The organism is Sphingobacterium phlebotomi, assembly GCF_008180195.1.
GTDB lineage: Bacteria > Bacteroidota > Bacteroidia > Sphingobacteriales > Sphingobacteriaceae > Sphingobacterium > Sphingobacterium phlebotomi.
This window is the reverse complement of the sequence record NZ_VTAV01000001.1, coordinates 872858-898686: the sequence shown is the minus strand read 5'-3', so window position 1 is coordinate 898686 and position 25829 is coordinate 872858. Positions and strand designations below refer to the sequence as shown.

General features: G+C 41.5%; 21 protein-coding genes. 9 read left to right on the top strand and 12 right to left on the bottom strand.

Annotated features, from left to right (window positions below; genetic code table 11):
- Positions 1-114 precede the first annotated feature (114 nt).
- The 4 genes from FXV77_RS03445 (at position 115) to FXV77_RS03430 (ending at position 4925) form a co-directional block, all read left to right on the top strand.
- Positions 115-396: a helix-turn-helix domain-containing protein gene (locus FXV77_RS03445; RefSeq protein ID WP_002993296.1), complete on the top strand. Its 282-nt coding sequence runs from the start codon at positions 115-117 to the stop codon at positions 394-396.
- Between the two features lie 100 nt (positions 397-496).
- Positions 497-1963, top strand: coding sequence for a DUF3945 domain-containing protein (locus tag FXV77_RS03440; protein ID WP_148917776.1), 1467 nt, complete (start codon positions 497-499; stop codon positions 1961-1963).
- A 2-nt stretch (positions 1964-1965) separates the two neighbouring features.
- Positions 1966-4050, top strand: coding sequence for a type IA DNA topoisomerase (locus tag FXV77_RS03435; RefSeq protein ID WP_148917775.1), 2085 nt, complete (start codon positions 1966-1968; stop codon positions 4048-4050).
- A complete protein-coding gene (locus tag FXV77_RS03430) occupies positions 4050-4925 on the top strand; it encodes an ORF6N domain-containing protein (RefSeq protein WP_148917774.1) in 876 nt (291 codons plus the stop codon). Before FXV77_RS03435 ends, FXV77_RS03430 begins: the two co-directional genes overlap by 1 nt.
- Positions 4926-4998: 73 nt before the next feature.
- On the opposite strand, the gene arsB is transcribed toward FXV77_RS03430, so the two are convergent.
- From arsB to FXV77_RS03410, 4 genes are all read right to left on the bottom strand, one after another.
- A complete protein-coding gene (gene arsB, locus FXV77_RS03425; protein WP_148917773.1) occupies positions 4999-6027 on the bottom strand; it encodes an ACR3 family arsenite efflux transporter in 1029 nt (342 codons plus the stop codon).
- A 3-nt stretch (positions 6028-6030) separates the two neighbouring features.
- Positions 6031-6645 (bottom strand): low molecular weight phosphatase family protein, encoded by a 615-nt coding sequence (locus FXV77_RS03420; RefSeq protein ID WP_002993237.1) that lies wholly within the window; start codon positions 6643-6645, stop codon positions 6031-6033.
- Positions 6646-6664: 19 nt separating this feature from the next.
- Positions 6665-7129 carry a DUF6428 family protein gene (locus FXV77_RS03415; protein ID WP_148917772.1) on the bottom strand — a complete coding sequence of 155 codons (465 nt, stop codon included), beginning with the start codon at positions 7127-7129 and terminating at the stop codon, positions 6665-6667.
- A gap of 75 nt (positions 7130-7204) precedes the next feature.
- Positions 7205-7534, bottom strand: a complete 330-nt coding sequence (locus FXV77_RS03410) for an ArsR/SmtB family transcription factor (RefSeq protein ID WP_003010092.1) — start codon at positions 7532-7534, stop codon at positions 7205-7207.
- Positions 7535-7731: 197 nt separating this feature from the next.
- On the opposite strand from FXV77_RS03410, the gene FXV77_RS03405 reads away from it, so the two are divergent.
- From FXV77_RS03405 to FXV77_RS03385, 5 genes are all read left to right on the top strand, one after another.
- Positions 7732-8019, top strand: a complete 288-nt coding sequence (locus FXV77_RS03405) for a hypothetical protein (protein WP_222867687.1) — start codon at positions 7732-7734, stop codon at positions 8017-8019.
- A gap of 127 nt (positions 8020-8146) precedes the next feature.
- On the top strand, positions 8147-8584 hold the full coding sequence (locus FXV77_RS03400) for a DUF1896 domain-containing protein (RefSeq protein ID WP_002993229.1): 438 nt from the start codon (positions 8147-8149) through the stop codon (positions 8582-8584).
- Positions 8571-14003: an N-6 DNA methylase gene (locus FXV77_RS03395; RefSeq protein WP_148917771.1), complete on the top strand. Its 5433-nt coding sequence runs from the start codon at positions 8571-8573 to the stop codon at positions 14001-14003. Before FXV77_RS03400 ends, FXV77_RS03395 begins: the two co-directional genes overlap by 14 nt.
- Before the next feature lie 284 nt (positions 14004-14287).
- Positions 14288-14908 carry a DUF305 domain-containing protein gene (locus FXV77_RS03390; RefSeq protein ID WP_148917770.1) on the top strand — a complete coding sequence of 207 codons (621 nt, stop codon included), beginning with the start codon at positions 14288-14290 and terminating at the stop codon, positions 14906-14908.
- Positions 14909-14936: 28 nt separating this feature from the next.
- The gene (locus FXV77_RS03385) at positions 14937-15272 is read left to right on the top strand and encodes a four-helix bundle copper-binding protein (protein ID WP_002993225.1); all 336 of its coding nucleotides are present in this window, start codon (positions 14937-14939) and stop codon (positions 15270-15272) included.
- Positions 15273-15542: 270 nt separating this feature from the next.
- On the opposite strand, the gene FXV77_RS03380 is transcribed toward FXV77_RS03385, so the two are convergent.
- The 8 genes from FXV77_RS03380 to FXV77_RS03345 all read right to left on the bottom strand — a co-directional run bounded on the left by FXV77_RS03380 (position 15543) and on the right by FXV77_RS03345 (position 25810).
- Positions 15543-16370, bottom strand: a complete 828-nt coding sequence (locus tag FXV77_RS03380) for an RteC domain-containing protein (RefSeq protein ID WP_002993221.1) — start codon at positions 16368-16370, stop codon at positions 15543-15545.
- A 65-nt stretch (positions 16371-16435) separates the two neighbouring features.
- Complete coding sequence (locus FXV77_RS03375) at positions 16436-18922, bottom strand: multicopper oxidase domain-containing protein (protein WP_187443985.1); 2487 nt, start codon at positions 18920-18922, stop codon at positions 16436-16438.
- Between the two features lie 45 nt (positions 18923-18967).
- Complete coding sequence (locus FXV77_RS03370) at positions 18968-21097, bottom strand: heavy metal translocating P-type ATPase (protein ID WP_148917769.1); 2130 nt, start codon at positions 21095-21097, stop codon at positions 18968-18970.
- Between the two features lie 37 nt (positions 21098-21134).
- Positions 21135-21986, bottom strand: coding sequence for a restriction endonuclease (locus FXV77_RS03365; protein WP_148917768.1), 852 nt, complete (start codon positions 21984-21986; stop codon positions 21135-21137).
- 48 nt (positions 21987-22034) lie between these two features.
- Complete coding sequence (locus tag FXV77_RS03360; protein WP_246162189.1) at positions 22035-23090, bottom strand: class I fructose-bisphosphate aldolase; 1056 nt, start codon at positions 23088-23090, stop codon at positions 22035-22037.
- Positions 23091-23184: 94 nt separating this feature from the next.
- Positions 23185-23727, bottom strand: coding sequence for a DUF305 domain-containing protein (locus tag FXV77_RS03355; protein ID WP_187443984.1), 543 nt, complete (start codon positions 23725-23727; stop codon positions 23185-23187).
- Positions 23728-23729: 2 nt separating this feature from the next.
- Entirely contained in the window at positions 23730-24131 is a 402-nt protein-coding gene (locus FXV77_RS03350; protein WP_246162187.1) for a heme-binding domain-containing protein, read from the bottom strand.
- Between the two features lie 95 nt (positions 24132-24226).
- Positions 24227-25810, bottom strand: coding sequence for an efflux RND transporter periplasmic adaptor subunit (locus FXV77_RS03345; RefSeq protein ID WP_148917765.1), 1584 nt, complete (start codon positions 25808-25810; stop codon positions 24227-24229).
- Positions 25811-25829 lie beyond the last annotated feature (19 nt).

Here is a 25829-nt window from a genome sequence, read left to right as displayed (position 1 = left end):
TTTCTCCCAATTGCAAAAATTTTCAAAAAACAGCCAAACCAATTGGCAGGGCTTGGCTGATAAACACTGCCACGCTTCCCAATTTTGCATGGTGAACATTAAAACTTATCGACTATGAATATTGACAGAATGGAATTTATAGCGTGGATGGAACGCATCATGGACAGGTTTGATATGTTGGGCGACAATATTGACGATTTAAAAAAGAAACGCAATAGCATAGACGGAGAAGAACTGCTCGATAACCAGGACCTGCTGCAAATGTTGAAAATCAGTAACCGTTCCCTGCAACGCTACCGCTCCATAGGTAAACTACCTTACTATACCATTAGCGGAAAACTGTATTACAAGCTATCCGATGTGCACCAGTTTATCAGGGAGAGTTTTAACAAGTAAAACGCCAATGCGTGCCAAATACTGCCTTTGACTGCCACTTCGGGCGATGCAGTAACTGCTTCATTTACTTTCGGCAATAAAACTTTAAACTTTTCAGATTATGAGTGAAGAAAAAGAAACAGAAAACCAACAGGTTGCTTCCGAACAGTTATCGGATATACTTTTAGTGCTGGATAAAGAAAAAATGAAAATCCAAGCTGTAAAAAGTATTGACAAAAGCGGAAAAATGGAAACGGTTGACCCTACGAAGAAGAACCAAAGCGAGTTCATGCGGGTGGATAAACACGGTGATTTCGTGACCAATTTCCTTTCCAATTTTTGGAGGCAGTTAAAAGACCCTACCAAATTTGCTCTTTTCAAAGTTTCGGCTGACGAAGCCGTAGAGAAAGCAAAAGAATTTCAGAATCAGATAAACAATCCAACTGCCGAAGGCAAAAAGAAAATGGAAAAGCATGAAGTGAAAAATGAACCCGAACAAGAGCAAAAACAAGAAAATAAAAATGATATGGCAAAAACAGAGACAACCCCGGAAACAAGCGAGTACCGCTTCCAGCCGGAACAGATTGATTGGGAAACAATGAACAATCTCGGATTAAGCAAGGAATACCTTGAGAAAAAGAACCTCCTTGACCCACTATTGAGGGGTTACAAGACCAATGAGCTTGTACCTATAAGCGTTAATCTTGGCGGTGCGGTCGTCCGTACAGATGCCCGCTTGTCTTTACAGTCCACCCCGGAGGGGGACGTTGTGGCAGCGGTACACGGTATCAGGCGTGAACCCAACTTAAACTTTGAGTTTTTCGGACACAAGTTCTCGGACGAGGACAAACAGAACTTACGTCAAACAGGCAATATGGGGCGTGTGGTCGATCTGATAAACTCCAAAACAGGCGAATTGATGCCGTCCATCATTAGTGTGGACCGGCTTACCAATGAGCTGATTGCTTTGAAAACAGATTTCATCAAAATCCCCGATGAGGTTAAAGGTATAAAACTAAATGACGAACAAAAACAAACCTTAGTGGAGGGCAAACCCCTGTTCATTGAGGGAATGATTTCTACAAAAGGTACTCCCTTTGATGCAAACGTACAGTTCAATGCGGATAAACGGTATGTGGAATTTCTGTTTGACCGAAGCAAAAATAACAGGCAAACCCAAAACAGCCAACAGGACAATCAGCAAAGCAGGTCGCAGGAAGCCCCGAAAACCTTTAGGGGAAAGGAACTGGAGGATGAACAATACAACAAGTTCAAAGACGGTCAAACAGTTTACATTCCGAATTTGGTCGATAAGAAAGGGCAAACTTATAACGGCTATATCACATTCAACAAGGAAACAGGAAAAACCAACTTTGAGTTTCCCAACCAATACAAGGAACGGATAAAACCTACAGAAGCCCATAAAACGCAGATTGCCGTCAATTCCGAGGGCAAGACCAACGAAGCGACCAAGAATATCAAAGAGCCTCTACAGAAAGGGCAGCAAAGACCGAAAAACGAAAAGCAACAGGAGCAACAGAACAAACCCAAAGCACCTGCAAAATCAAAGGGTAGGAAAGTGAGTTAGGTATGAAAACAATTATCGCAGAAAAACCAAGCGTAGCAAGGGAAATAGCCGGCTTGTTGGGTGTTTCCGAAAAAAAGGACGGTTATCTAACGGGCAATGGCTATTTCGTTACGTGGGCATTCGGACACCTTATCGGTTTGGGAATGCCCGAAGATTATGGGATTTCGGGATTTGACAAGGCTTCCTTGCCGATACTCCCGAATCCGTTTATTTTGACTGTTCGTAAGGTCAAAAAAGACAAAGGTTATACAGCCGATACTGGAGCATTAAAGCAACTGAAAGTCATCAAGGAGCTATTCCATAAAAGCAACAGTATTATCGTAGCTACCGATGCAGGTCGTGAGGGTGAACTTATCTTTCGGTACATTTATGAATATCTGAAATGCCGTAAGCCCTTTCAGCGGCTTTGGATAAGCTCGCTTACTGAAAAAGCAATCAAGCAAGGGTTTGACAGCCTGAAAGACGGTAAAGAATTTGACGGCTTATTTCAGGCTGCACAAGGCAGAAGCCGTGCCGATTGGCTGATCGGCATCAATGCGACACAGGCATTGAGTATAGCCGCTGGCAACGGCATTTATTCGCTGGGCAGGGTGCAAACACCTACATTGGCTTTGATTTGTAAACGCTATCTGGAAAATAAAAATTTCGCTATTAAAAAGTATTGGCAAATTCAGCTATTGCACCGCAAAGAGGATATTGATTTTAAGAGTATCTCAAAAACCAAATGGAACGAACAAAAGCTTGCGGAAGATACATTACGACTGGTCCAAAGACACGGAACCGCAACGGTCATATCTGTGGAAAACAAAAACACCACGGAGCAACCCCCCTTGCTTTTTGATCTCACAGGCTTGCAAAAAGAAGCCAATAAAAAGCTGAACCTGTCGGCAGAGCAAACACTCAATATTGCCCAGAACCTTTATGAAAAGAAATTTATTACCTATCCACGTACCGGAAGCAAATATATACCCGAAGATATGTGGAGTGAGATACCTAATCTTGTAAGAGCGTTACAGGACAATGATAACTTTAAGCAAGCTATTTCTAAATTAAAATGGGGTCGCTTCAATAAACGTGTCGTGAATGACCTGCGTGTAACAGACCACCACGGAATACTCATCACGGACAAAGTGCCGTCTGCACTCAATGCCGACGAAACAAAGGTTTATGATATGATTGCCTTTCGACTGCTCGAAGCTATCTCTCAGCCTTGCATTAAAGAAATAACGGATATAGCATTGGAAGTATCACACTACGATTTTATGCTAAAAGGCTGTAAAGTTTTGGAAGCGGGCTGGCGTTCGATCAAAGGAACATTTTCGGACGAAGATAACGAACCCATACAAGATCTACCCGAACTGAAAACGGGCGATGAGTTGAAAATAAAAGAAGCCTCCGTTTTGGAAAAGACAACCAAACCGCCTGTGCTTTATACAGAAGCCGGACTATTGTCGGCAATGGAAAACGCAGGCAAAGAAATCGAAAGCGAGGAAGAACGGAAAGTCCTGCAAAACATCGGTATAGGTACCCCAGCGACACGGGCGGCAATAATTGAAACGCTGTTTACCCGTAGCTATATCCAACGGGAAAGGAAATCCTTGATCCCGACCGAAAAAGGATTACTGGTATATAGATTAGTGAAAGACAAAAAAATTTCGGACGTAATGATGACTGCCGAATGGGAACTGGCTTTACAGAAAATCGAAATCAACGAAGTAGATGCAAGCGTATTTCTAAGCGAAATGGAAACCTATGCGAAATCCATTACCGAAGAACTGCTACAAACTTCCATCTCCAGTATAAACCTGCCGAAACTTACCTGTCCGAAATGCAAAAATCAGCAACTTATTATCCGTGATAAGATTGCCAAATGTCCTGACGAAAGCTGTAAATGGATACAGTTTAGAAATGTTTGCGGTGTGCAGATTGGCATAGCCGACATAACAAGCCTTGTCAATAATGGTAAAACTTCACTTATCAAAGGAATGAAAAGTAAAGCCGGAAAGAAATTCGATGCTTATATCGTGTTGCATGACAATGCCCAAAGCTCTTTTGAATTTGAGAGAAACAAAAAGTCAAAAAGATAATGACCAATCTTATATCACATAAAGAGATTGCACCGCTTATCCACACTATTAGGGATAAACAAGTTATCCTAGATGCTGATTTGGCAATGCTCTATCAGGTAGAAACCAAAGCACTCAACAGGGTTTTAAAAAGAAATGAGAACCGTTTCCCCGAAAACTTCTGTTTTCAACTTACCGAACAGGAAGCTAAATCTTTGAGGTACCAATTTGGCACCTCAAACGTTGGGCGGGGTGGACGCCGTTACCTGCCCTTTGCATTCGGCGAGCAAGGGGTGGCGATGATGTCCGCTTTACTGCGTAGTGATATTGCCGTAAAGGTCAGCATTGAGATTATGAACGCCTTTGTAGAAATGCGCAAGATGCTTATCAGCAACGCTTCGCTGTTTCATCGTTTGGATAAAATTGAATTGAAGCAATTACAAGCCGATCAAAAATTTGAGGAAATCTTTAAGGCTTTGGAAAGTGATAAGCTCCACAGTAAAAAAGGTGTTTTCTACAACGGACAGATTTTTGATGCCTATACGTTTGTTTCCGATATTATCCGAAATGCAAAAAGGTCCATTATCCTGCTTGATAATTATGTGGACGATACGGTACTAACGATATTGGGTAAGCGAAAACAAAATGTAACCGCAACAATCTACACCAAAGCAATCAGCAATCAGCTACAATTGGACATAAAACGGTACAACAGCCAATACCTCCCGATTGAAATTAAGGTTTTCTCCGATACCCACGACCGATTTTTGATAATAGACCAAGCGGAGCTTTACCATATAGGGGCTTCGCTCAAAGACCTGGGCAAAAAATGGTTTGCATTTTCCCGAATGGATATTGAGGTGGGCAGGATGCTTCACATCTTGAACAAACAATAAACGCTCCGGATTCAGAGGGTTTAATTTTAGTTTCTTGACAATTCTAAAATCCCGCTAAGTTATTTACATCAACTTAGTATAGTTTCTTCTTCAACCATAAACTTGCCCTTACCAATAGTATCAGTACAGGCACTTCGACCAATGGTCCGATAACGCCAACAAATGCCTGTGGAGAATGAATACCAAAAACCGCAATGGCTACGGCTATGGCCAATTCAAAATTGTTCCCGGTGGCTGTAAATGCTATGGACGCGTTCCTGTCATAAGGAACATTCAGGGATTTGCTTATAAAAAAGCTCACGAAAAACATCAATACAAAATAGATGATTAGCGGTATGGCTATCTTAATCACGTCCACTGGCAACTCCAATATCTTGTCGCCTTTCAAACTGAACATCAGTACAATGGTAAACAATAATGCGTAAAGTGTAATAGGTGATACTGCCGGTATGTATTTTCTATTGTACCATTCAATGCCTTTTGATTTTATAAGAACATATCGGCTCACGAAACCTGTAAAAAAAGGAATACCCAAGTATATCAACACGCTTTCGGTAACGTCTTTCATTGATACATTTACATTGAAATTGGCTAATCCTAATTTACTCGGCAATACGTTGATAAAAAGCCAAACCAAAAAACTGTAACTCAATATCTGAAAGACACTGTTCAACGCTACCAATAGTGCCGTATATTCCCTGTTGGCTTTTGCCAGGTCGCTCCATACAATTACCATTGCGATACATCTTGCCAATCCTATCAAAATCAATCCCGTCATATAATCGGGTTCATTCCTTAAAAACAGAACGGCTAACCCGAACATCATTACCGTACCGATTACCCAATTGAGGAATAAAGATATTCCAATTACTTTTTTATCCTTAAACGCTTTGGGCAATACTGTATAATCCACCTTTGCCAATGGCGGGTACATCATCAGTATCAAACCTATTGCCAGCGGGATATTGGTGGTTCCTACGGACAAGCTGTCTGTTACGTTAGAAATGTTGGGAAAGAAATATCCTAATCCTACGCCAAATGCCATAGCAAGGAATATCCATAGGGTAAGGTAACGGTCAAGAAATTTTAGTTTTGGTTGCATTGGTTATTTTTTAATCATTGAAAAAACATAGAACATTTCAGTTGCTATCTCCAAACTCCTTTCCGCATATATCTTTGTCTGCTCTGTTGTGCCGTCTGAAATCTTCGGGTCTTCAAATGTGATAGGTATTCTCTTTTCTGCACCTGCAATAAAAGGACAGCCATCGTCTGCCTGTGAACAGGTCATAATGGCAGTGAATGCCGATACAGGATTGAAAGGGCTATCGTACTTTTTTGAAAAACCGATAATCGGCAAAGCATTTTCACTGTACTTAATAGCATAAACAGGATTGTCCGCTTCCGAAATTTTGAAAGCAGAAAAACCCTGTTCATTCAATGTTTCCACTACTTTCGGAAATAATGCCGTTTCTTCCGTACCGCCCGAATAGCAATATACATTCGGGATATGGTAATATACACTTGCCACCTGTGCCCAAACCTGCGATAAATGGCTTCTTCGTGAATTGTGTGTACAGATGAAATTGAGATTTATTACCTGTCCGTTGCTTACTTTTTGTTGTACGAAGTCTATCAAGGGTTGCAATATGGTTTTACGTTCTTCGCTTACGGTCTGAACATCAGATATTCCCTTTATGGTTTCAGCTAAATTCTTGTACATTACGATTGGTTTATAGGGTTTAACAACAGTCCGAATTAGGCGAACAGCAAGCACTGTTCAGCTCTGATAATTCTACTTTTTGTTTTTCGGCAGGAATACCGCAGGCATCACTTGCCAAACAAGCGGTTTGTTTGTTTTTCAGTACAAAATGGTTTCCGTTAAAATCCAGATTGTATTTGCCAATGGTTTCGCTTTGGTATTCCACTTCTATTTCGGCATCTTGAATATCCAATTTTTCTTCGGACAGTTTGATGATGTTCAATAGTTTGGTCGGCTTTAGCCTGTGTTCAAAATCGTTGGCGTTCCACAACTGGAAGTTGACGACCTTTTTATTTCTGATCGTTCCGCCACAATCAATAAAATGTTTTGTAACAATACCTACCTCCGTAACGTGGAAATGTTTGGGGACAAATGTTCCGTCCGCTAATTGAAATTCAACATTGTCCAATGTTGGTAAGATTTCTTTGATGTTTGATAGTTTCATTGTTTTTGAATTTTGAAATGATTTATTAAAATATTGTATCGTAATATAGCGATGTTAAATATTAAAAAAACACGGCTAACAGCACTTGTTTACCTTTACTTCCTGATCAAAGAATGAATTAAAATCTGCTTGGATTTTTTTCCAAACATTTTTATCGATGCAATAACAAACAGATTTACCCTCGATTGTGCCTTGAATGATGCCGATACTCTTTAACTCCTTTAAATGCTGAGAAATCGTAGCCTGTGCCAATCCCAATTCCTCGACCAGATCATTACAGATACAGGCTTTCTGGTTAATGATATATTGAAGTATGGCAACCCTTGCAGGGTGTGCCAGAACCTTAAATAGAGAAGCTAATCTGTTTTGCTCGTCCGTGAATATTTCTGATTTAGTAAGTCCCATGCTTTGTTTTTTATATATCGCAATATTACGATAATAAATTTAGATATAATATGGTTTGTAAAAAAACAATCAATTCTTTTAATAATCTTATGTGTGGTAAAACCCTACCTCTCAAAGCCAAACTCTGCCACTTTCAGTCGACCTTTTCTTCTCGCTGATACCTTAGCCGTTGCAAGAAAAAAAAACGAACAGGAACAATGATTGGGTTTTTATTGGAATGGGATATATTACACGGGCAAATGCAGAAATCGTCCTACTGTTCACAAAGGGAAAACCTCTTGAAAGACATGCAAGAGATGTTCCACAGGTGCTTATATCTCCCCGTGGAAGACAATCCGAAAAACCTGACAAAATCAGAAAGCGTATTGTTCGGCTTTTTGGGCAAGTTGACAGACTGGAGCTTTTTACAAGACAAAGTTCCCAAAACGATGATGATGATTTTGATGGGTCGGACGTATATGTCAATGAAGTGGACAACTCTATAACGATATCTGAATAAACACTGTTCTGCCAAATCCTGCCTCCCGAAGCCAAACCCTGCCACTTCTTCAAAGGCTCTTGCTCCCTGCTCTAATTTTAGGTTTTACGCAAAATTCTAAACAAAATTTTATTATGAGTACACAGCAAAAAGACCTGTCGTATTTCCGTTTACGACTACAGGAACTCCTGAACAGTAGTTTCCCTGAAAAAGCCAGCAACCAAAAATTTATTGACCAGCGTTCCTCGTGGGCTGCCAATGCCTATGAGGATGCGTTCCGTTCCGGCAATGCCATTGAGCAATGTAATGAGATAGCGAATTACATACTCTTTGAGGGTTTGCACTTCTCCAAGTTTGATATGGTTTTTCAGGTAGTATGCAATGAGTTCGATACCCTAATGGCAGACGAGGAACTGCGGCGGTTCGCTCTGAAAATGTTCCCTGTTTGCGAGAATGTTTTCGCCCAATATGAACTAGCCGATGATTTTGCCTACGGTTATGAGTTTGACCTGCTCTATACCGAGATAACCGGAACCATCGCAATATGGATTGAGGAAAATGGGCTTCAGTAAACGGCAGCATCTCTTGCACAATATCGAAGCCCTGCGGATTGCCTTTACATTGGAAAAAGAGCAACGAAACGCTACCGTGGGTGAAAGACTGTCAATGAAACAATACAGCGGATTTGGCGGTCTTAAATTCGTATTGAACCCCATAGCAAATGAAATAGATATCAACCATTGGAGGAAAACCGAACACGATTTATTCCCCATTACGCTGGAACTCCACAAACTGCTCAAAGAAAAGTCCGAAGACGATAAGCAATACCGCCGATACGTGGACAGTATGAAAAGCTCCGTGCTGACGGCTTTTTATACACCTCCACAGGTAATTGATGCAATTTCCGAAACCCTGCGGGAAAGCGATGTAAATATTCAGAAATTCCTTGAACCCTCCGCAGGTATCGGCTCGTTTATACAATCCTTTTCCGAAAACCAACAAACCAAAGTAACTGCCTATGAAAAAGATTTGCTGACAGGCAAAATCCTAAAACACCTCTATCCCGAAAGCAATATCCGTGTGAGCGGTTTTGAGGAAATCCCCGAAAAGGAACAAAATAGCTATGATGTTGTTGCAAGCAACATTCCGTTTGGCGATACTTCCGTGTTCGATCTTACGTTTTCCCGAAGCAAAGACCCCGCAAAAATACAGGCTGCCCGTAGCATACACAATTATTTCTTTTTGAAAGGAAACGATATGCTCCGTGAGGGTGGTTTGCAGGTATTTATTACTTCGCAAGGAATTTTAAACAGCCCCAACAATGAGCCGATACGTAGGGCGTTAATGAAAAGCAACCATCTGGTGTCGGTTGTCCGATTGCCAAACAACCTGTTCACGGAATATGCAGGTACAGAAGTCGGAAGCGACCTGATTATCCTGCAAAAGAATACGGCAAAACAACCTCTGAGCGAATTGGAAGAGCTGTTTTGCCAAAGCAGGCAGACCAAATACGATACTTCAAGCAATGCTTTTTTCCGTGACGGTACGAGGGTCATACATACCGACCGTAAGATAGATACCGACCCATACGGAAAACCTGCAATTATCTATACGCATAAAGACGGTGTTGCGGGGATTGCCAAAGATTTGAAGCAAATGCTTTCCGAAGATTTTGGAAAGCACCTGAATTTTGATTTGTACAAAGGCGAAAGCAACGATGAACCTATCGTACAAATTCCGATTACGCCAACGCCGGCACCTCCGGCTACTGAACCCGAAATCATACAACCCGAACGACCGCGTTTTACTGCACCAGCCATTGTACAGGAAAGCCAGCAGGAATTAAAACAGCTAAGCATTTTCGACCTGTTTGAAAATGTAAATGAAACCGTAGCGGTTATTACCCCGCCAAAGAAAACCACCCAAGCCAAAAGACAAACGACAAAAAGAAAACGTACCCCAAGAGGTCGGCAAACCGACCTCTTTAGCGGAGCGATGCAACAGTCCTATACATCTCCAGCATCAAACGGCACGGTCAATAAAACCTTACAAACCAATGGCACAAAACAGAAAACAATCGGCGATTTATTTTCACAGGCAAACGGTAATGGCCAAGCCGATAAGTCAGCCGGTACCGTACCTGCTACTGTTCCCGAACCTGCTCCGTACAGTGACGAACTCCAACAGTTTCACCGTAACGATTGCCTTGTCGTAGATAACGGTTGGGTCGGCTATTTGCAGGAAGTGGATAAAAGTGATGCAAGGGCAATATTCCACCCGTTGCAGTTACCGTCTTTGCAAAAAGCAAGAGCCGAAGCATATATCCAAGTTCGTGATACCTATATCGACCTCTACCAAAAAGAAGCCGAGAAACATTCAGAACACAAGGAAGAAAGGGAAAACCTTAACCGCTTATACGATGCTTTTGTCAAAAGGTACGGAAATCTCAACAGTGCGGACAATATCAAGCTCATCAAAACAGACAGTGTAGGCAAAGAAATGCCCTATTTGGAGCGTGTTGTCGGTGGCGTCGTACACAAGGCAGATATATTCAGTCGTCCTGTAAGTTTTTCTACCGTAACCATAGCAACGGACAATCCCGATGAAGCGTTAGCGGCTTCGCTGAACCAATACGGTAGCGTGGATTTGGACTATATGTCCAAAACCAGTGGTATGCCTGCCGATACCCTGAAAGAAGCCCTCCGAGGTCGTATTTATTACAATCCACTCCAAAGGGAATACGAAATAGCCGAACGCTGGATTGCGGGCAACGTGGTGGAGAAAGCCCAAGAGGTCAGAACCTACATCGAAAACAATTCCGCTGATACAGAAGCCAAAGAAAGCCTTGCCGTTTTGGAAGAAGCCCGACCAAGACGTATTGAATTTGAGGAACTCGATTTTAATCTGGGCGAACGCTGGATACCCACAGGCATCTACGCCCGATTTGCTTCGCACCTGTTCGATGCAGATGTAAAAATCCACTATTCGGACAGTGCCGATGATTTTTCCGTTACCTGCAAACAGAAAAACGTCCATATATGGGATAAATATGCGGTCAAAGGCCAAAGCCGGACGTATGACGGGATTGCCCTGCTCAAACACGCCCTTGTCAATACCACGCCTGATGTTTCCAAAACGGTACAGGTTGACGGAAAGGATGTCAAGGTACGGGATATGGAAGCCATACAGATGGCGAATAGCAAGATTGACGAAATTCGAACCTCCTTTACCGATTGGCTCCACGCCCAAAGCGATGAGTTCAAGACAAGGCTGACTGACCAATACAACGACACGTTCAACTGTTTTGTCCGACCGAACTACGACGGCTCCCATCAGGAGTTTCCGGGATTGGACCGAAAAGCATTGGGTATTGAAGAACTGTATTCAAGCCAAAAGGATGCAGTCTGGATGATAAAGCTCAACAACGGTGCTATCTGCGACCATGAAGTAGGTGCCGGAAAGACGTTGATAATGTGCACGGGTGCACAGGAAATGAAGCGTTTGGGACTGGTCCACAAACCGATGATTATCGGGCTGAAAGCGAATATACCTGAAATTGCCGAAGCCTACCGCACCGCCTATCCTCACGCCAAAATACTTTATCCGGGCATTGATGATTTTACCCCCCAAAAGCGGTTACGGATTTTCGGTGATATTAAAAACAACGATTGGGATTGCGTAATACTCACACATGATCAATTCGGAATGATACCCCAATCGCCCGAAATACAAAAGGAAATTCTCCAAATCGAACTGGACAGTGTAGAACAAAACCTTGACTTCCTACGGAGCCAAGGCAATGAAATAACCAGGGGGATGCTTGCCGGAGCGGAAAAACAAAAAGAAAACCTCGAAGTAAAGCTTAAAACCCTCGCGCACGATATTGAAAACCGCAAAGATGACATAGTGGATTTCAAGATGATGGGTATTGACCACTTGTTTGTGGACGAAAGCCACCAATTCAAAAATCTGATGTTCAACACACGGCATTCGAGAGTTGCGGGATTGGGCAATCAACAGGGAAGCCAAAAGGCAATTAACCTGCTTTTTGCTATCCACACCATTCAAGAACGAACCAATGCGGATATGGGTGCAACTTTTCTTTCGGGTACCACCATTAGCAATTCATTGACGGAACTGTACCTGTTGTTCAAATACCTGCGACCTCGAGCATTGGAAAAACAAGGAATTAATTCCTTTGATGCGTGGGCGGCAATCTATGCAAAGAAAACAACCGATTATGAGTTTTCGGTCGCCAATAATATCGTGGCAAAAGAGCGTTTCCGCTACTTTATCAAAGTGCCGGAACTCGCTCAATTCTACTCCGAAATCACGGATTACCGTACCGCCGAAATGATTGGAATAGACCGTCCCGAAAAGAACGAGATATTTTACAACATACCTCCAACTCCAGACCAGGAGAAGTTTATTGAAAAGCTGATGGAGTTTGCCAAATCAGGCAAAGGGGAATTACTTGGCAGAGAACCGCTATCTAAAAAAGAAGAAAAAGCAAAAATGCTTATCGCTACGGACTACGCCCGAAAGATGTCTTTGGATATGCGAATGGTAAACCCCCATTACCAAGACCACGCCGATAACAAAGCTTCCCATTGTGCAGATAATATTGCTAAATATTACAATAAATTCAATGCACAGAAAGGCACGCAGTTCATCTTCTCGGATTTGGGAACATACAAGCCAAATCAGTGGAATATCTACTCCGAAATCAAACGTAAGCTCGTGGAAGACCACGACATACCTGCACACGAAATCCGCTTTATACAGGAAGCGAAGAATGACAAGCAACGAAAAGAGCTAATCAAAGGAATGAACGAGGGCAAAATCCGTGTCCTTTTCGGTTCTACGAGTATGCTCGGTACAGGTGTGAACGCACAGAAAAGAGCCGTTGCCGTACACCATTTAGATACGCCGTGGCGACCGTCCGACCTTGCGCAAAGGGACGGTAGGGCTATCCGCAAAGGCAATGAGATTGCCAAGCATTTTAACGACAATAAAGTGGATGTAATCATCTATGCCGTTGAAAAATCGCTGGATAGTTATAAGTTCAACCTGCTGCACAACAAACAGCTATTTATTGACCAATTAAAATCCAACAATCTTGGTAAACGGACGATTGACGAAGGTGGTATGGATGAAAAGTCGGGTATGAATTTCTCGGAATATGTAGCTATCCTTATGGGCAATACCGACCTTTTGGACAAAGCTAAAATAGAGAAACAGATTGCCGGATTGGAAAGCGAAAGGCAATCGTTCAATCGTTCAAAATCAAGTGCCAAGTACAAACTGGAAGATTATGAGGCAGAACTTGGAAAAGCCCAATCCCGCTATGACCGTATGAGCCTTGATTGGAATAATTTGCAGGGACGTATCCAAAAAAACACTGACGGTTCCGTTGCCAACCTTATTAAATTAGACGGTTTGTCGCCCAATGCGGATATAAAACAAATCGGTGCAAAGCTCAATCAGCTTGCCGACAAATCCCGAACGGGTGGGGATTATGAAGAAATCGGTAATCTGTATGGCTTTCAACTTTTGGTAAAAACGGAAATGTCGCAAAAAGAGGGGGTGGATATTCGTGTAAACCGTTTTTTTATTCAAGGTGAGGGTACTATCAAATATACATTCAACAATGGTGTAATGGCAAAAGATCCCGAAACAGCTTCACTAAATTTTATTAAAGCATTGGAAAAGCTGCCCACCTATATCAGAAAAGAACAGGAGAATATGGCAGATTTCCAAAAAAACATTCCAATACTTAAGGAAGTAATCAATGGTACGTGGACAAAAGAAAACCGACTTAGCGAACTCAAAACGGAGTTGGCGGCAATTGAGCGGAAAATACAGTTATCTATCACTCCGGAACCAATAGAAAAGTCTACAGAACAAGTCGAAAAGCAGCAAGAAAATCCAAAGGCTATGGAAAGCGTAGTACCGACAAAAAGTATTTATATGTCACGGGGAGTATTGTAAAAACATTTACCCATTCATACATTTTCCTAATCACAACATCTCAGGTTCGTTCAATTTATTTCTGGACTGTGATTCATTTCAAAATTGATGAATAAATAGTAGCATAAACCACTACATTACAGAAATAATCTTACACCCACATATCTTATCTGTAGCTCGTTTTGAATCCAAAAAATTAAACAAATTGAATTGTATGTTGTTCTGTCTATGTGTTCTATCAAAAAAAGTCTTTAACATTTCATTATTAAAAGAGAAAAGGAAATTGATAATAATAATATACATCTATGAAATTAGCGATAAAAATAATGGCAATGGCAGGAATACTGTTATTTATCCAAGCGTGCGATAAGGACGATATCAACAAAATCAAAATCCAGAATCACGATGACAATGAAATGATGACTATCATGCACAACATGATGGATGAGATGATGGCCATGCAAATGCCCCCCGACCCTGATAATGCTTTTGCTCTGATGATGCGAATGCATCATCAGGGAGCGATCGACATGGCAAATAAGGAACTGCAATCCGGCGATGATGCGCAAATGAGGGAGATGGCCCAGAAAATAATTAAAGACCAGAAGGCTGAGATTCAAGAATTAACCACATTTCTCAATGGTCACGTACCGCATCTAAATGTTCCCGAATTTGTTACAGAGCAGATGAAAAATATGGAACGCTCAGGCAGAGTGACAGATCTCCAAATCATTAATGGAGACACGGATCACGATTTTGCCATGTTGATGATTCAGCATCATCAAAATGCAATTGAAAACGCAAGATTGGAACTTATTTACGGACACGAAAGTGCTATGCAGACAATGGCAAAAAATATTATTGAAAAACAGGATCAGGAAATCTCGGAGATTCAAACCTGGTTATTAGCTAATAAGAATAGATAAATAATTTCTCACTTTAAACAATAAAATTATGTCACATCAACAATTTCAAAAATGTATTGACGAATGCTACGCCTGTGCTGTAGCTTGTAACCATTGTGCAGCTTCTTGCTTGCAAGAGGACAATGTAAAAATGATGGCTCGATGTATCCAGCTTGATCTGGAATGTGCAGCCATATGTAGAGCCGCAGCCGAACTCATGAGTTTGGGAAGCCAATATAGCCGTCACCTTTGCAAGCTATGTGCGGAGATTTGTAGAGCGTGTGGAGATGAATGTGCTAAGCATGATATGCAACATTGCAAAGAGTGTGCGGATGCTTGCTACAAATGCGCAGAAGCTTGTGAGCAAATGGCAACGGCGGTATAATCTCATTATTGGTAGAAGTCTAAAAACCTCCAATGAATTCAAACTGGGTAAAGAATTTCAGGACCGTTTCCATTTGTAAACGATAGTTAGGGAAAGAGGAAAATGGACGGTAGTGTAAACTGAACTGTGTCACATCACTCCTTTTAGGGTTCGCACTCGAGGCTTTCAGCCTCTGAGCACGAACCCTAAAAGGAGTTGCCGAAGGCTTTAATTCTATCTCATGGACTGGCTCCTTCGCCGAATAATGATCGACAAAATCGTCTTTTGATTTTATATTTCGTCCTGTTCTTCCATTTTTTTAATCAAAGCATCACGTAAGCTGTCAAGGAATTTCGTTCGGTTCAGCTTTCTTGCTTTGAGTTCCAAAAATGTATGGTAAAAATCGCCCAAATCAACATTAAAACTGTTTTCAAAAAATCTGACTATGGTTATAATATCTGTATTCCCATTATTGAAGACGGCTTGAGAATGCAGTCCGTAAATCAATTCCGTTAAAGCCGCTTTGCTTCCCGTCCAACTTAATGTTGGTAGGTCTATTGATTTATCTTTATAGATTATGTTGTGAAGTTGGTCTTCGAGATAAACTTGAATCAGGTCATTGGCAATTATTTTTGCCGCCTTATAATCGTGGGATGTAGAAAACCGGTGGTCGGTTTCAAAATAAACCGTGTCCAAACTTAACTTTATATCGTGTTTGCCCCGAACAAATAACTTTTCATCTACAAATGAACTGCCTGTTCGGTAATATTTATAGAATTCAAGGTTACTCTCAAAATACCGTTTAAGTTTCCTTAGCTCACCATTAATGTATTTCCTAATAGCTTTTATATCATTAGGTTTTTTTGTCTCTATTTTATAGATAGCGTTATAGTAAATGAGTTTTGCAACAATGACTGGTTTTTGATATTTGAAAAAGTGGATCTCTTCATTTATACTATCAAAGCCATTTTTTAGTGTATATTCCTTTATTTCGGAAAGTCTCGATAATATCAACTCGATAATAACTTCATACAAAGCTATGGAACCATCCAGTTCAAGAGACACCTCTTTTATTTCATCTTCTAGTTTCTTTATTATTTCTTCGTAATAATTGCTCATTAAGTAACATTTTTAATTCATCAAAAGAGGTCGGATTCTAAATCCGACCTCATAGAAAGTCAAACTTAATAGGACAAATTCAATCCGAACCCCCAGCCCATATCGCTGTCATAATGGGTAGTAGCGGCAATGTTTCTGGTCAAAATGTATTTTAGACCACCCATATACTCTTTGTCTGTATTTACCATAAATGCCCCTCTCAATCTTGCAGTCAAAGGGATATCCTCCCTTGCTAATTGGAGGCGGACAATACCGTCTGAATATACCTCAGCTTGAAAATCGACCAGCATAGGTAAAGTGTAAACGAAACCTGCACTTAGTTTGGCTCTTTTATTTTTCGTGTTTTTCTGTCCGAACATATTCTTTTCGATCTCATGGCTGCCAAATTCCCGATATCTCCAATCGAAGCCTACGAAAGGCATAAACCACTGCATTTTTCCGATATATCGACCGAAGTGCGTTTCAGTTTCATATCCATGGCGATTATTATAACCTAATCTCCATTCGGTACTAAGTTTCCAGCGTGTATTTTGAAGCATTGCCTGCCCGTCGTTACCATTTGTAGCAAAGTCGTTCTCAGCCATAAAATGCCATCCATTGCTCTCTTTTTGCAGTTTTTTATATGCTTTTTCTTTGTTAGGCAGATTTGGGTTTTGATAATCGCCTACTGCAAAAACCCGGTTCATACCTGCCATCATATGATACATAATATGACAATGGAAGAACCAGTCACCCTCGGTATTGGCGGCAAATTCAATGATATTCGTCTCCATAGGCATGATGTCAATGACATTCTTTAGCGGGGACTGTATTCCATTACTATTTAGGACACGGAAATCAAATCCGTGGAGATGCATTGGATGCCGCATCATGGAGTTGTTGAACAGTTTAATCCTGAGAATTTCTCCTTTCTTGACAGGAATCTTATCCACTTCGGAAAGAACCTTGTTATCCATGCTCCAGACATACCTATTCATGTTCCCTGTGAGCGTAAAGGTCACTTCTTTTAGCGGTTGATCTTTTGACAGTTCGGTATTGTACGGTGATTTAAGCATGTCGTAATTTAAGGTAACGATGTCATAACTTGACATATCATGGGCTGAGTGATCCATTGAGGAGTCCATTTCCATTTTACCCATCGCTTTATTACCATTTTTATCACCTGTGATCTCGGGATACATTACCGAATTCATGTCCATCTTTTGGAGACTCATTTTCATCCCCATGTCCTTCATGTCCCCGTTCATTTTCATCATATCGTTCATCATCTTCATGCCCTCAAAGTATTTAAGTTTCGGAAGTGGGGGATGTGGTACTTTCCTTCCTTCGCCGATATAAATCGATGCAGATTCGGTGCGATCCTCAGGGGTAACCAATAACTCATAGGAATTATTTGGCTCAGGAATGGTAACGATGATATCGTAAGTTTCCGAAACCCCTACGATCAGCCTATCCACTTCAACCGGTTCGACATCATTCCCGTCACTGGCAACGACGGTAATCTTTCCACCTGCGTAATTGATCCAAAAATAGGATGAAGCACCACCATTAGCGATCCTCAACCGAACTTTGTCTCCCGCCTTAAATTGTGAGAGTTGCTGCCCATCTGCGCCGTTGATCAAAAATTTATCATAATAAACATCACTGACATCCATCGCAAGCATACGTTTCCACTCGTTTGTAACTTTCGTTTTAAAATGTCCTTCTTTTATAGCTTCCAGATAACTTTGGGTCGTCCCTTTCTTAATTGCAAACCAGTCATTGGCATTATGAAGCATCCGGTGGACATTGTCTGGATTTAAATTTGTCCATTCACTTAAAATCAAAGGAACTGTAGGCAGATCATCAATACCTTTCCTGAATGTGGGATCACCCTCACGTTTATTCATTATGAAAGAACCATACATACCTATCTGTTCCTGCATGCCGGAATGCGAATGGTACCAATGCGTACCATGTTGGATTATCGGAAAGCGATACGTATAGGTAGAATTTGGCTCAATGGGCTTTTGGGTCAGCCAAGGAACACCATCTTCTTTGTTGGGCAGCATTACACCATGCCAATGCAGGGATGTGGCTTCGTCCATAAGGTTGTGTACCATGATCTCTGCCGTGTCCCCTTCCGTAAATGTCAATGTGGGCATCGGTATCTGTCCATTAACTGCGATAGCTCTTTTGGATTTTCCGCCATAGGTAACAACGGTGTCTTTTACATACAGATGGTATTTTACAACCTTTCCGCCACCAATTATCTTCTCTGGAAGCATTGGGACATTTTCTTGGGCTTGCTTGTTCATATTCATCTCTCCGTGGCTTTCGTTACCCTCCATCTTTTTAGGAACAAGCTTCATCCCGCATTTGGGACAGTTTCCCGGTTTATCGGAGAGTATTTCTAGATGCATTGGACAGGTGTATGCCTTTTGTTGTTCCGTCTCGCCCTCATTTACATTTATTTGTGGGTTACCCATTTTTTGCTCATGAGATGAGTGTGCTGATTGAGCGCTACTGCTTATCGTAACAAGCATAAGTAGCAGTATTAAATTATATCTCATAACATATTGTTGTTGTTACTGTTCGACAAGGATTGATTGCCACCATCATTTTAGCGGTTTTAATTTTAAGAGGCTCGCATTGATCGCTACTACAATGGTACTAACGCTCATCAACACCGCACCCATTGCAGGGCTGAGTACGAAATTTGGATACAATATCCCTGCTGCTAAAGGAATGGCTACCACGTTGTAACCTACAGCCCAAATAAGATTTTGAACCATTTTCTTGTATGTCCGTTTTCCAAAATCCACTAATTTCATTACATCCCGTGGATCACTGTTTACTAAGATAATATCCGCAGTTTCGGCCGCTACATCTGTTCCGGAACCCACTGCTATGCCGACATCTGCCTGTGCTAAAGCGGGCGCATCATTCACGCCGTCTCCGGTCATTGCTACAATTTCTCCGGCTGCCTGATACTCTTTTACCTTTTCCTGTTTTTGGTGGGGCAGAACATTGGCCATAAAGCCATCCATCCCTAATTTATCGGAAACCGCTTTGGCTATGTGTTCATTATCGCCCGTGAGCAGGAAAGATTTGATGTTCATCTTTCTTAATTCATCAATTGCCTCTTGAGATCCTTGACGAATACTGTCCGCCAAGGTGATTATTCCAATTACCTTATCGTTAATCAAAACAAAATTCACGGTTTCAGCATCTTGATTGATCTCTGTTGGAATTTCAGGCATTGATAAATTATTTGCTTTAAAATAGTTGGGACCGGCAGCCACAACTTTTTTCTTATTTACGACGCCTTGGACACCGATACCCTGCATGTATTGAAAATCTTCTGAGTTCCATAATTCAAGGCTCCTTTCTTTCAAGGTTGTCATCACGCCTTTGGCAATATGATGCTCGGAATTTTGTTGAACCGCCGCCGCATACATGATGATGTCGTCAGCTGTATATTCATCGGTTACCGGGATTACCCTTTCCACAGCGTGAGAGCCTTGGGTAAGCGTTCCTGTTTTATCAAAAATAATGGTAGACAAATTCCGTGTAGTTTCAAACGCGGTTCGATTGCGGATCAGCAGACCGTTTGTTGCTGAAAGGGTGGTCGAAATGGCGACCACTAATGGTATAGCAACACCCAATGCGTGCGGACAGGCTGTAACCATAACCGTGACCATTCTTTCCAGAGCAAAAGCAAGGTCGCCGCTGCTGCTGAACCAATAAATAAAGGTGCCTACACCTACTGCGATGGCGATGAATGTGAGCCACTTTGCTACCTTATCAGCAAGGTTTTGCGTATTGGACTTTGCCTCTTGTGCCTCTTGTACAAGATTGATGACTTTATTGAGATAACTATCCTTCCCTACACCGGTTGCGGTTATTTTTAGCATGCCATCGCCATTAATAGATCCGGCAATCACTTTTCCACCTGCCTGCTTTTTTACAGGAACGCTTTCTCCTGTCAGCATACTTTCATTTACAGATGAATTTCCTCCTGAAATTACCCCATCAGCCGGGATTTTTTCACCGGGCCTGATGATAACGGTCTCACCGTTTTTTAGTTCTTCCAGTTTTATTTTCAGAGCTTCACCATTTCGTTCAACAGTTACTTCATTTGGCAACAAAGCCACAAGGGATTGTAATGCCTTGGAGGCTGCCATTTGCGAACGCATTTCCAACCAATGCCCCAGCAGCATGATCACGATAAGCGTAGCCAATTCCCAAAAGAAATCCATGCCGGGCAGACCAAAAACTACCGCAACGGAATATACAAAAGCTACGGTGATCGCTATTGCAACAAGGGTCATCATTCCAATTGCTTTAGCTTTGACTTCGCCGACCATCCCTTTGAGAAACGGCATGCCACCGTAAATATAAATGGCAACTCCTAATGCCAGTAACACATACTTATCACCGGGAAATGAAATCTGAAAGCCCAACCAATTCTGTATCATTTCTGAAAGTAATAGAATGGGACCTGTCAGGATCAGCGACACCCAAAATCGTTTCAAAAAATCGTTTGTGTGGTGCCCTTCATGTTTGTTGTATCCACCGGCCGAGTGGTTTGAGTGGTCTGAATGGGTGTCGTGATGGTGGTGGTGGTGCGAATGTGACTGCTTTTGTGAACCACCCATCGGCACTAAATCCATGCCGCAGATCGGACATTTTCCAGGTTCGTCCTTCATCACCTGCAGGTGCATTGGACATGTGTATCTTTTCATATTATATTGATTTATAGTTTAAAATGACAGTTGTACTTTATATTAAAGTGTTAAAGGCGCTACATAATTTTAAGGAGTCATCCAAGATTTTCTTTTGCCTTGATTCATTTACTCCCAATTGCTCTAACAAGATTGGATTTTCGTATACTTCTTTGCAAAGTACTATTCCTTTGTCCAACAGCTGTCTTTTTTCAGTTTTAGTGAGAGTAGCCAATGCTGTTAAAGGATATAGACCAGCTTTATCAATTCTCACCTTCAATGAATTTTGCGGGGGATAATCCCAGCTAACAAGCATTAAATCAACGCAGGTTCCATACTGAATTGCATCGGTGGTGAAACGGGTATTGGTATAAAGTCCTCCCCGGTGGAGTTTAGCGTCATGTTCAACTTGACTCTTCCATCGTTGCTTGACGTCCATGAGTCTCGATTGAACATACAGCGGCGTCTTTACATTACAGAACCGTCCTTGACCACTATGATATTTACATTCAATCATATAATGGTTGTTCTCCTTTTCTGCGATCACATCTATTTCGTGTGAAACACAGTTCCCCTGAACAATAACGCCAACCTGAGTATTAAAGCCTTCGAATTCCATCAGTTTACCTACCAATTTTTCAAAGGGAAAGCCGGATGGCCCCAATTCCATAAGGGCTTTTTTAAGCTTATACTTTGAAGCACTTATCCGGGATCTACTTTTAAGCATATTAAAAGCCATCTGATAGATCTTTTTGGTGGTCATCCCTTCTTCAACTTGATCCACGATATTACGAGCCACATGCTGGACGAGATTCTCATCTGCTTGCGATCGCCGAAGAGAATTAATAAGCTTGTTCATATCAAAATCCTCCAATTCCCCTGAGTATTTTTTTATTTTTACTGTTTTCATCTTTCCTGTTTAGGTTTCCTTGCTGAAGATGAGCATTTTGCTCAAAACTTATGCAACCGTAATCTTATCTTCCAAATATACTTGCTGGACAGTTTGTAATAGTTCGACCCCCTCACTAAAAGGCCTTTGAAAAGCTTTTCTTCCCAATATCAATCCGGAACCCCCAGCACGTTTGTTAATTACCGCTGTCTTGATGGCATCAGCCATATCTGATGCTCCTTTTGAACCACCCCCAGAATTGACGAGTCCAATTTTTCCCATATAACAGTTGGCTACCTGAAATCTGCAGAGATCAATAGGGTGATCCGTTGCAAGGTTTTCGTACATTTCATCATCATATTTGCCAAATTGCAGGTTCTTAAAACCATGGTTCGTGTTCGGTAATTTCTGCTTTATGATATCTGCCTGTATTGTTACTCCTAAATGATTGGCCTGTCCGGTCAGATCCGCTGAACTGTGATAATCATTATCCTTGGTTTCGAATGCTTCGTTGCGGGTGTAACACCAAAGGATAGTTGCCATTCCTAAGCCATGTGCTTCCGCAAAGGTTTCTGCTATTTCCTTTATTTGCCGGTCACTTTCATGAGATCCAAAATAAATTGTAGCGCCTATTGCTACCGCACCCATATTCCAAGCCTCTTTAACCGTTCCAAATAGGATCTGGTCGTAAGTATTCGGATAGCTCAACAGCTCATTATGATTGATCTTAACAATAAAAGGGATTTTATGTGCATACTTTCTGGCATAAAGACCCAGCCCGCCGAACGTTGATGCTACGGCATTGCACCCTGATTCAACGGCGAGCCTGATGATATTCTCCGGGTCAAAATAGTCAGGGTTTTTATAAAACGAAAACGCTGCGCTATGTTCAATGCCCTGATCCACTGGCAGGATACTTAGATATCCGGTTCCGCTAAGATTCCCGTGGTTATAAAGTTGAGAGAGGCTTCTCAAAACCTTTAATTTACGGTTACTGTTAACAAATACCCTATCAATGGAATCGTTGCTGGGCAATTGAAGTTTATCTTTGGGAATCTTCTCGCTAACATGATCCAAATAATAAGAGGCATTATCGCCTAAATAATCTATTATATTTTTATACATATCCATAATGCTTGTTTTTTAATTAATTCCAAGGCTTTGGTTTGTACTACAATGGATATCGCTTTTGGAATACATATTCCAAAACCCAATACTATTATTCCTTTTTTTCCAGCTGCCTAATTTTAGCTTTCATAAATTCAATCTCTCGGTTTTGAGCAGAAATTATTTCTTCTGCCAGTTTTTTTACTTCCGGATCTTCCAGCTTGCTTTCTTCAACCATCAAAATCGCCCCAGCATGGTGTGGGATCATTGATTTAAGAAACTGTATGTCGCCCACGGCCGTCTGATTACGGATACCAGACCAAAACAAAAGCAGTAACACAAGACCTAATCCCATAAGAATCGCATTAAGTTTTTTGTTGGCATACATTTTCTGCATCAACAAAAGTTCGATAAGCAGCATTGGTGAAGCCATAAGACCGGCCATATAAAACTGGTTTACATTAGGTATTACATTTTCGAGTTTGTCCACCATGGCATACATTAAGACGAACATTGTTGCAAAAGAAATGAGCATCATCCACAAAAGCCTTTTATAGCTCCCCGAATGGTATGAATTTCTATGTTCTATTTTTAGAGTTTTTGAATCATTGTTTGTATTCCCATGATTCTCCGGCTGGTGTGATGGCGTTTTCATAACTATTTTTTATTTAAGTGCCTATCAAAGTAATTAATCAATAGTTGTTGTTCCTCTTTGTTTAATTGTGCACCACCGTGCATCCATATATATGAACGCAACGGCATTTTACCTTTTTCGATCTGCTCAACAATCTGCGCAAACTTTGAGTTTATCCTTCTCGGGCTATAATTTGGCAAATCATCAAAGTTCAATTTCTCTTTTCCTTCGGTTATATGATCTGCCATGAACCAACCCAAAGGCTGAACATTGGTGTACCAAGGGTATTGGGTATTGTTGCTATGGCAGTCATAGCATGATACCGACAGGATTGCATTAACTTTTGCATCGACCTTAAATGAATCAACGAAAACCTGACCCGCAGGAACCGGCGATAGGTTCCTTTGGGGGGTTATAAATTGCATTAACACAAACACACTTAACAGAACTGTTAAAATTACTTTGTATGCTTTCGTTCGTTTTCGGTTTTTTTTCATGATCTAATATTAATCAAGTACCATTATCTCCGGTCATAGAGACAACAACTCGGTAAACCATCATAAGTCTCTTTAGAAGCCTTGTCCAGCTCTGTATCGTGACCAACATTAGCAATAGCTTTGCTTATGGCACTTTTTGAGGTTACTTTTGAATCGAAATCCAAATGGATAACTTTGGCATTAACATCCCAGTTTGCGGAAATCACCCCCTTGACACTTTTCGCCGCTTTCTCAATCCGGCTTTTGCACATTTCACAATTTCCTGATACTTTCAACATATCATGGGTCTTATTGACATTGGTTTGAGCATCGCCATGCTGATGTCCGGCAGCCGATGCTGCGCCATCGTTATTCATCATACTGATTTTACCTTCCAGCTGGGCACTTGCATCAACGGTGAAAGCTCCCTTGGTCACGATTTCCTCGCCATTTTCCAGCCCCGACATAACAACATATTGGTCGCCCAATGAGGGGCCCAAGACGATCTCCCGAAGTTTAAAAGCAGGCGTGGATGTATTTGGCTGTTTTACGTAAACTATGGAGCGCTTCCCTGTCCATAAAACCGCCGACTTGGGAATGACCAACTCATCGTTGTAGCCCTTTAAAGGAGCAGTGATCCTTGCTGTTGCATACATTTCAGGTTTGAGATTGCGATCCCGGTTATCGGCTTCAACTCTAATCTTTGCTGTTCTCGAATTGGCATCAATAATTGGATTAATAAAAGCTATCCTACCTTTATATACTTTTCCGGGCACACTCTGTAAAGTATATTCCAACTGATCTCCCACCTTTAGAAATGGCAGATCTGTTTCATACGCATCAAAAACCGCCCATAACTTGGAAAGGTTTGAAATGGTGTACAAGACGCTCCCTTGGCCGATATAATCGCCCGGGTTTACATTTTTTGCTATGACAACACCACTTGTATTCGCATATATATTGACGTAGGGTGAAACTTCGTTGGATGTCAATATTTTGCTTATCTGATCCTCTGACACCTTCCATAAACTCAGCTTCTCTTTCGCGGCATCCAATAGGAGGGGCTGCATATCCTGCAATTTTGCAGCTTCGAGCAATTCTTGCTGCGCCGTCAATAAATCGGGCGAATAGATTTTGGCTATCAGCTGGCCTTCTCTTACCGACTCGCCGGTAAAGGTTACGTAAAGATTTTCAATACGTCCATTGACATGCGATGTTTGGGATTGTTGTAAACGTTCGTCCACCTGGATAGTCCCATACAGTTGGACGTCTTTAACAGCGTCTTGGTGGCCGACAACCGAAGTCTGGATATTCGCCAATGCTATGGCTTCTTCTGACATCTGGATGGCATCATCGTCAATTACACCATCACCTCCCCCGGATGATTTCAAGGGAATTAGATCCATAGCACATATTGGGCACTTCCCCGGTTTATCCATTCTGATCTGGGGGTGCATGGAGCAAGTCCATACTGTTTCTCCGTCCTCGGTCACTTCCATTTCAAGGTCATGACTGTGATCATGGGACGAATTTCCGCCAAATATCGCCCAGCCAAGCAGTAGTCCGGACAACAACATAAGCCCGTAAGTTACCGCCTTATTTCTAAAAATATTTTTCAGTTTATTCATTGCTAAGAATTTTAAAATA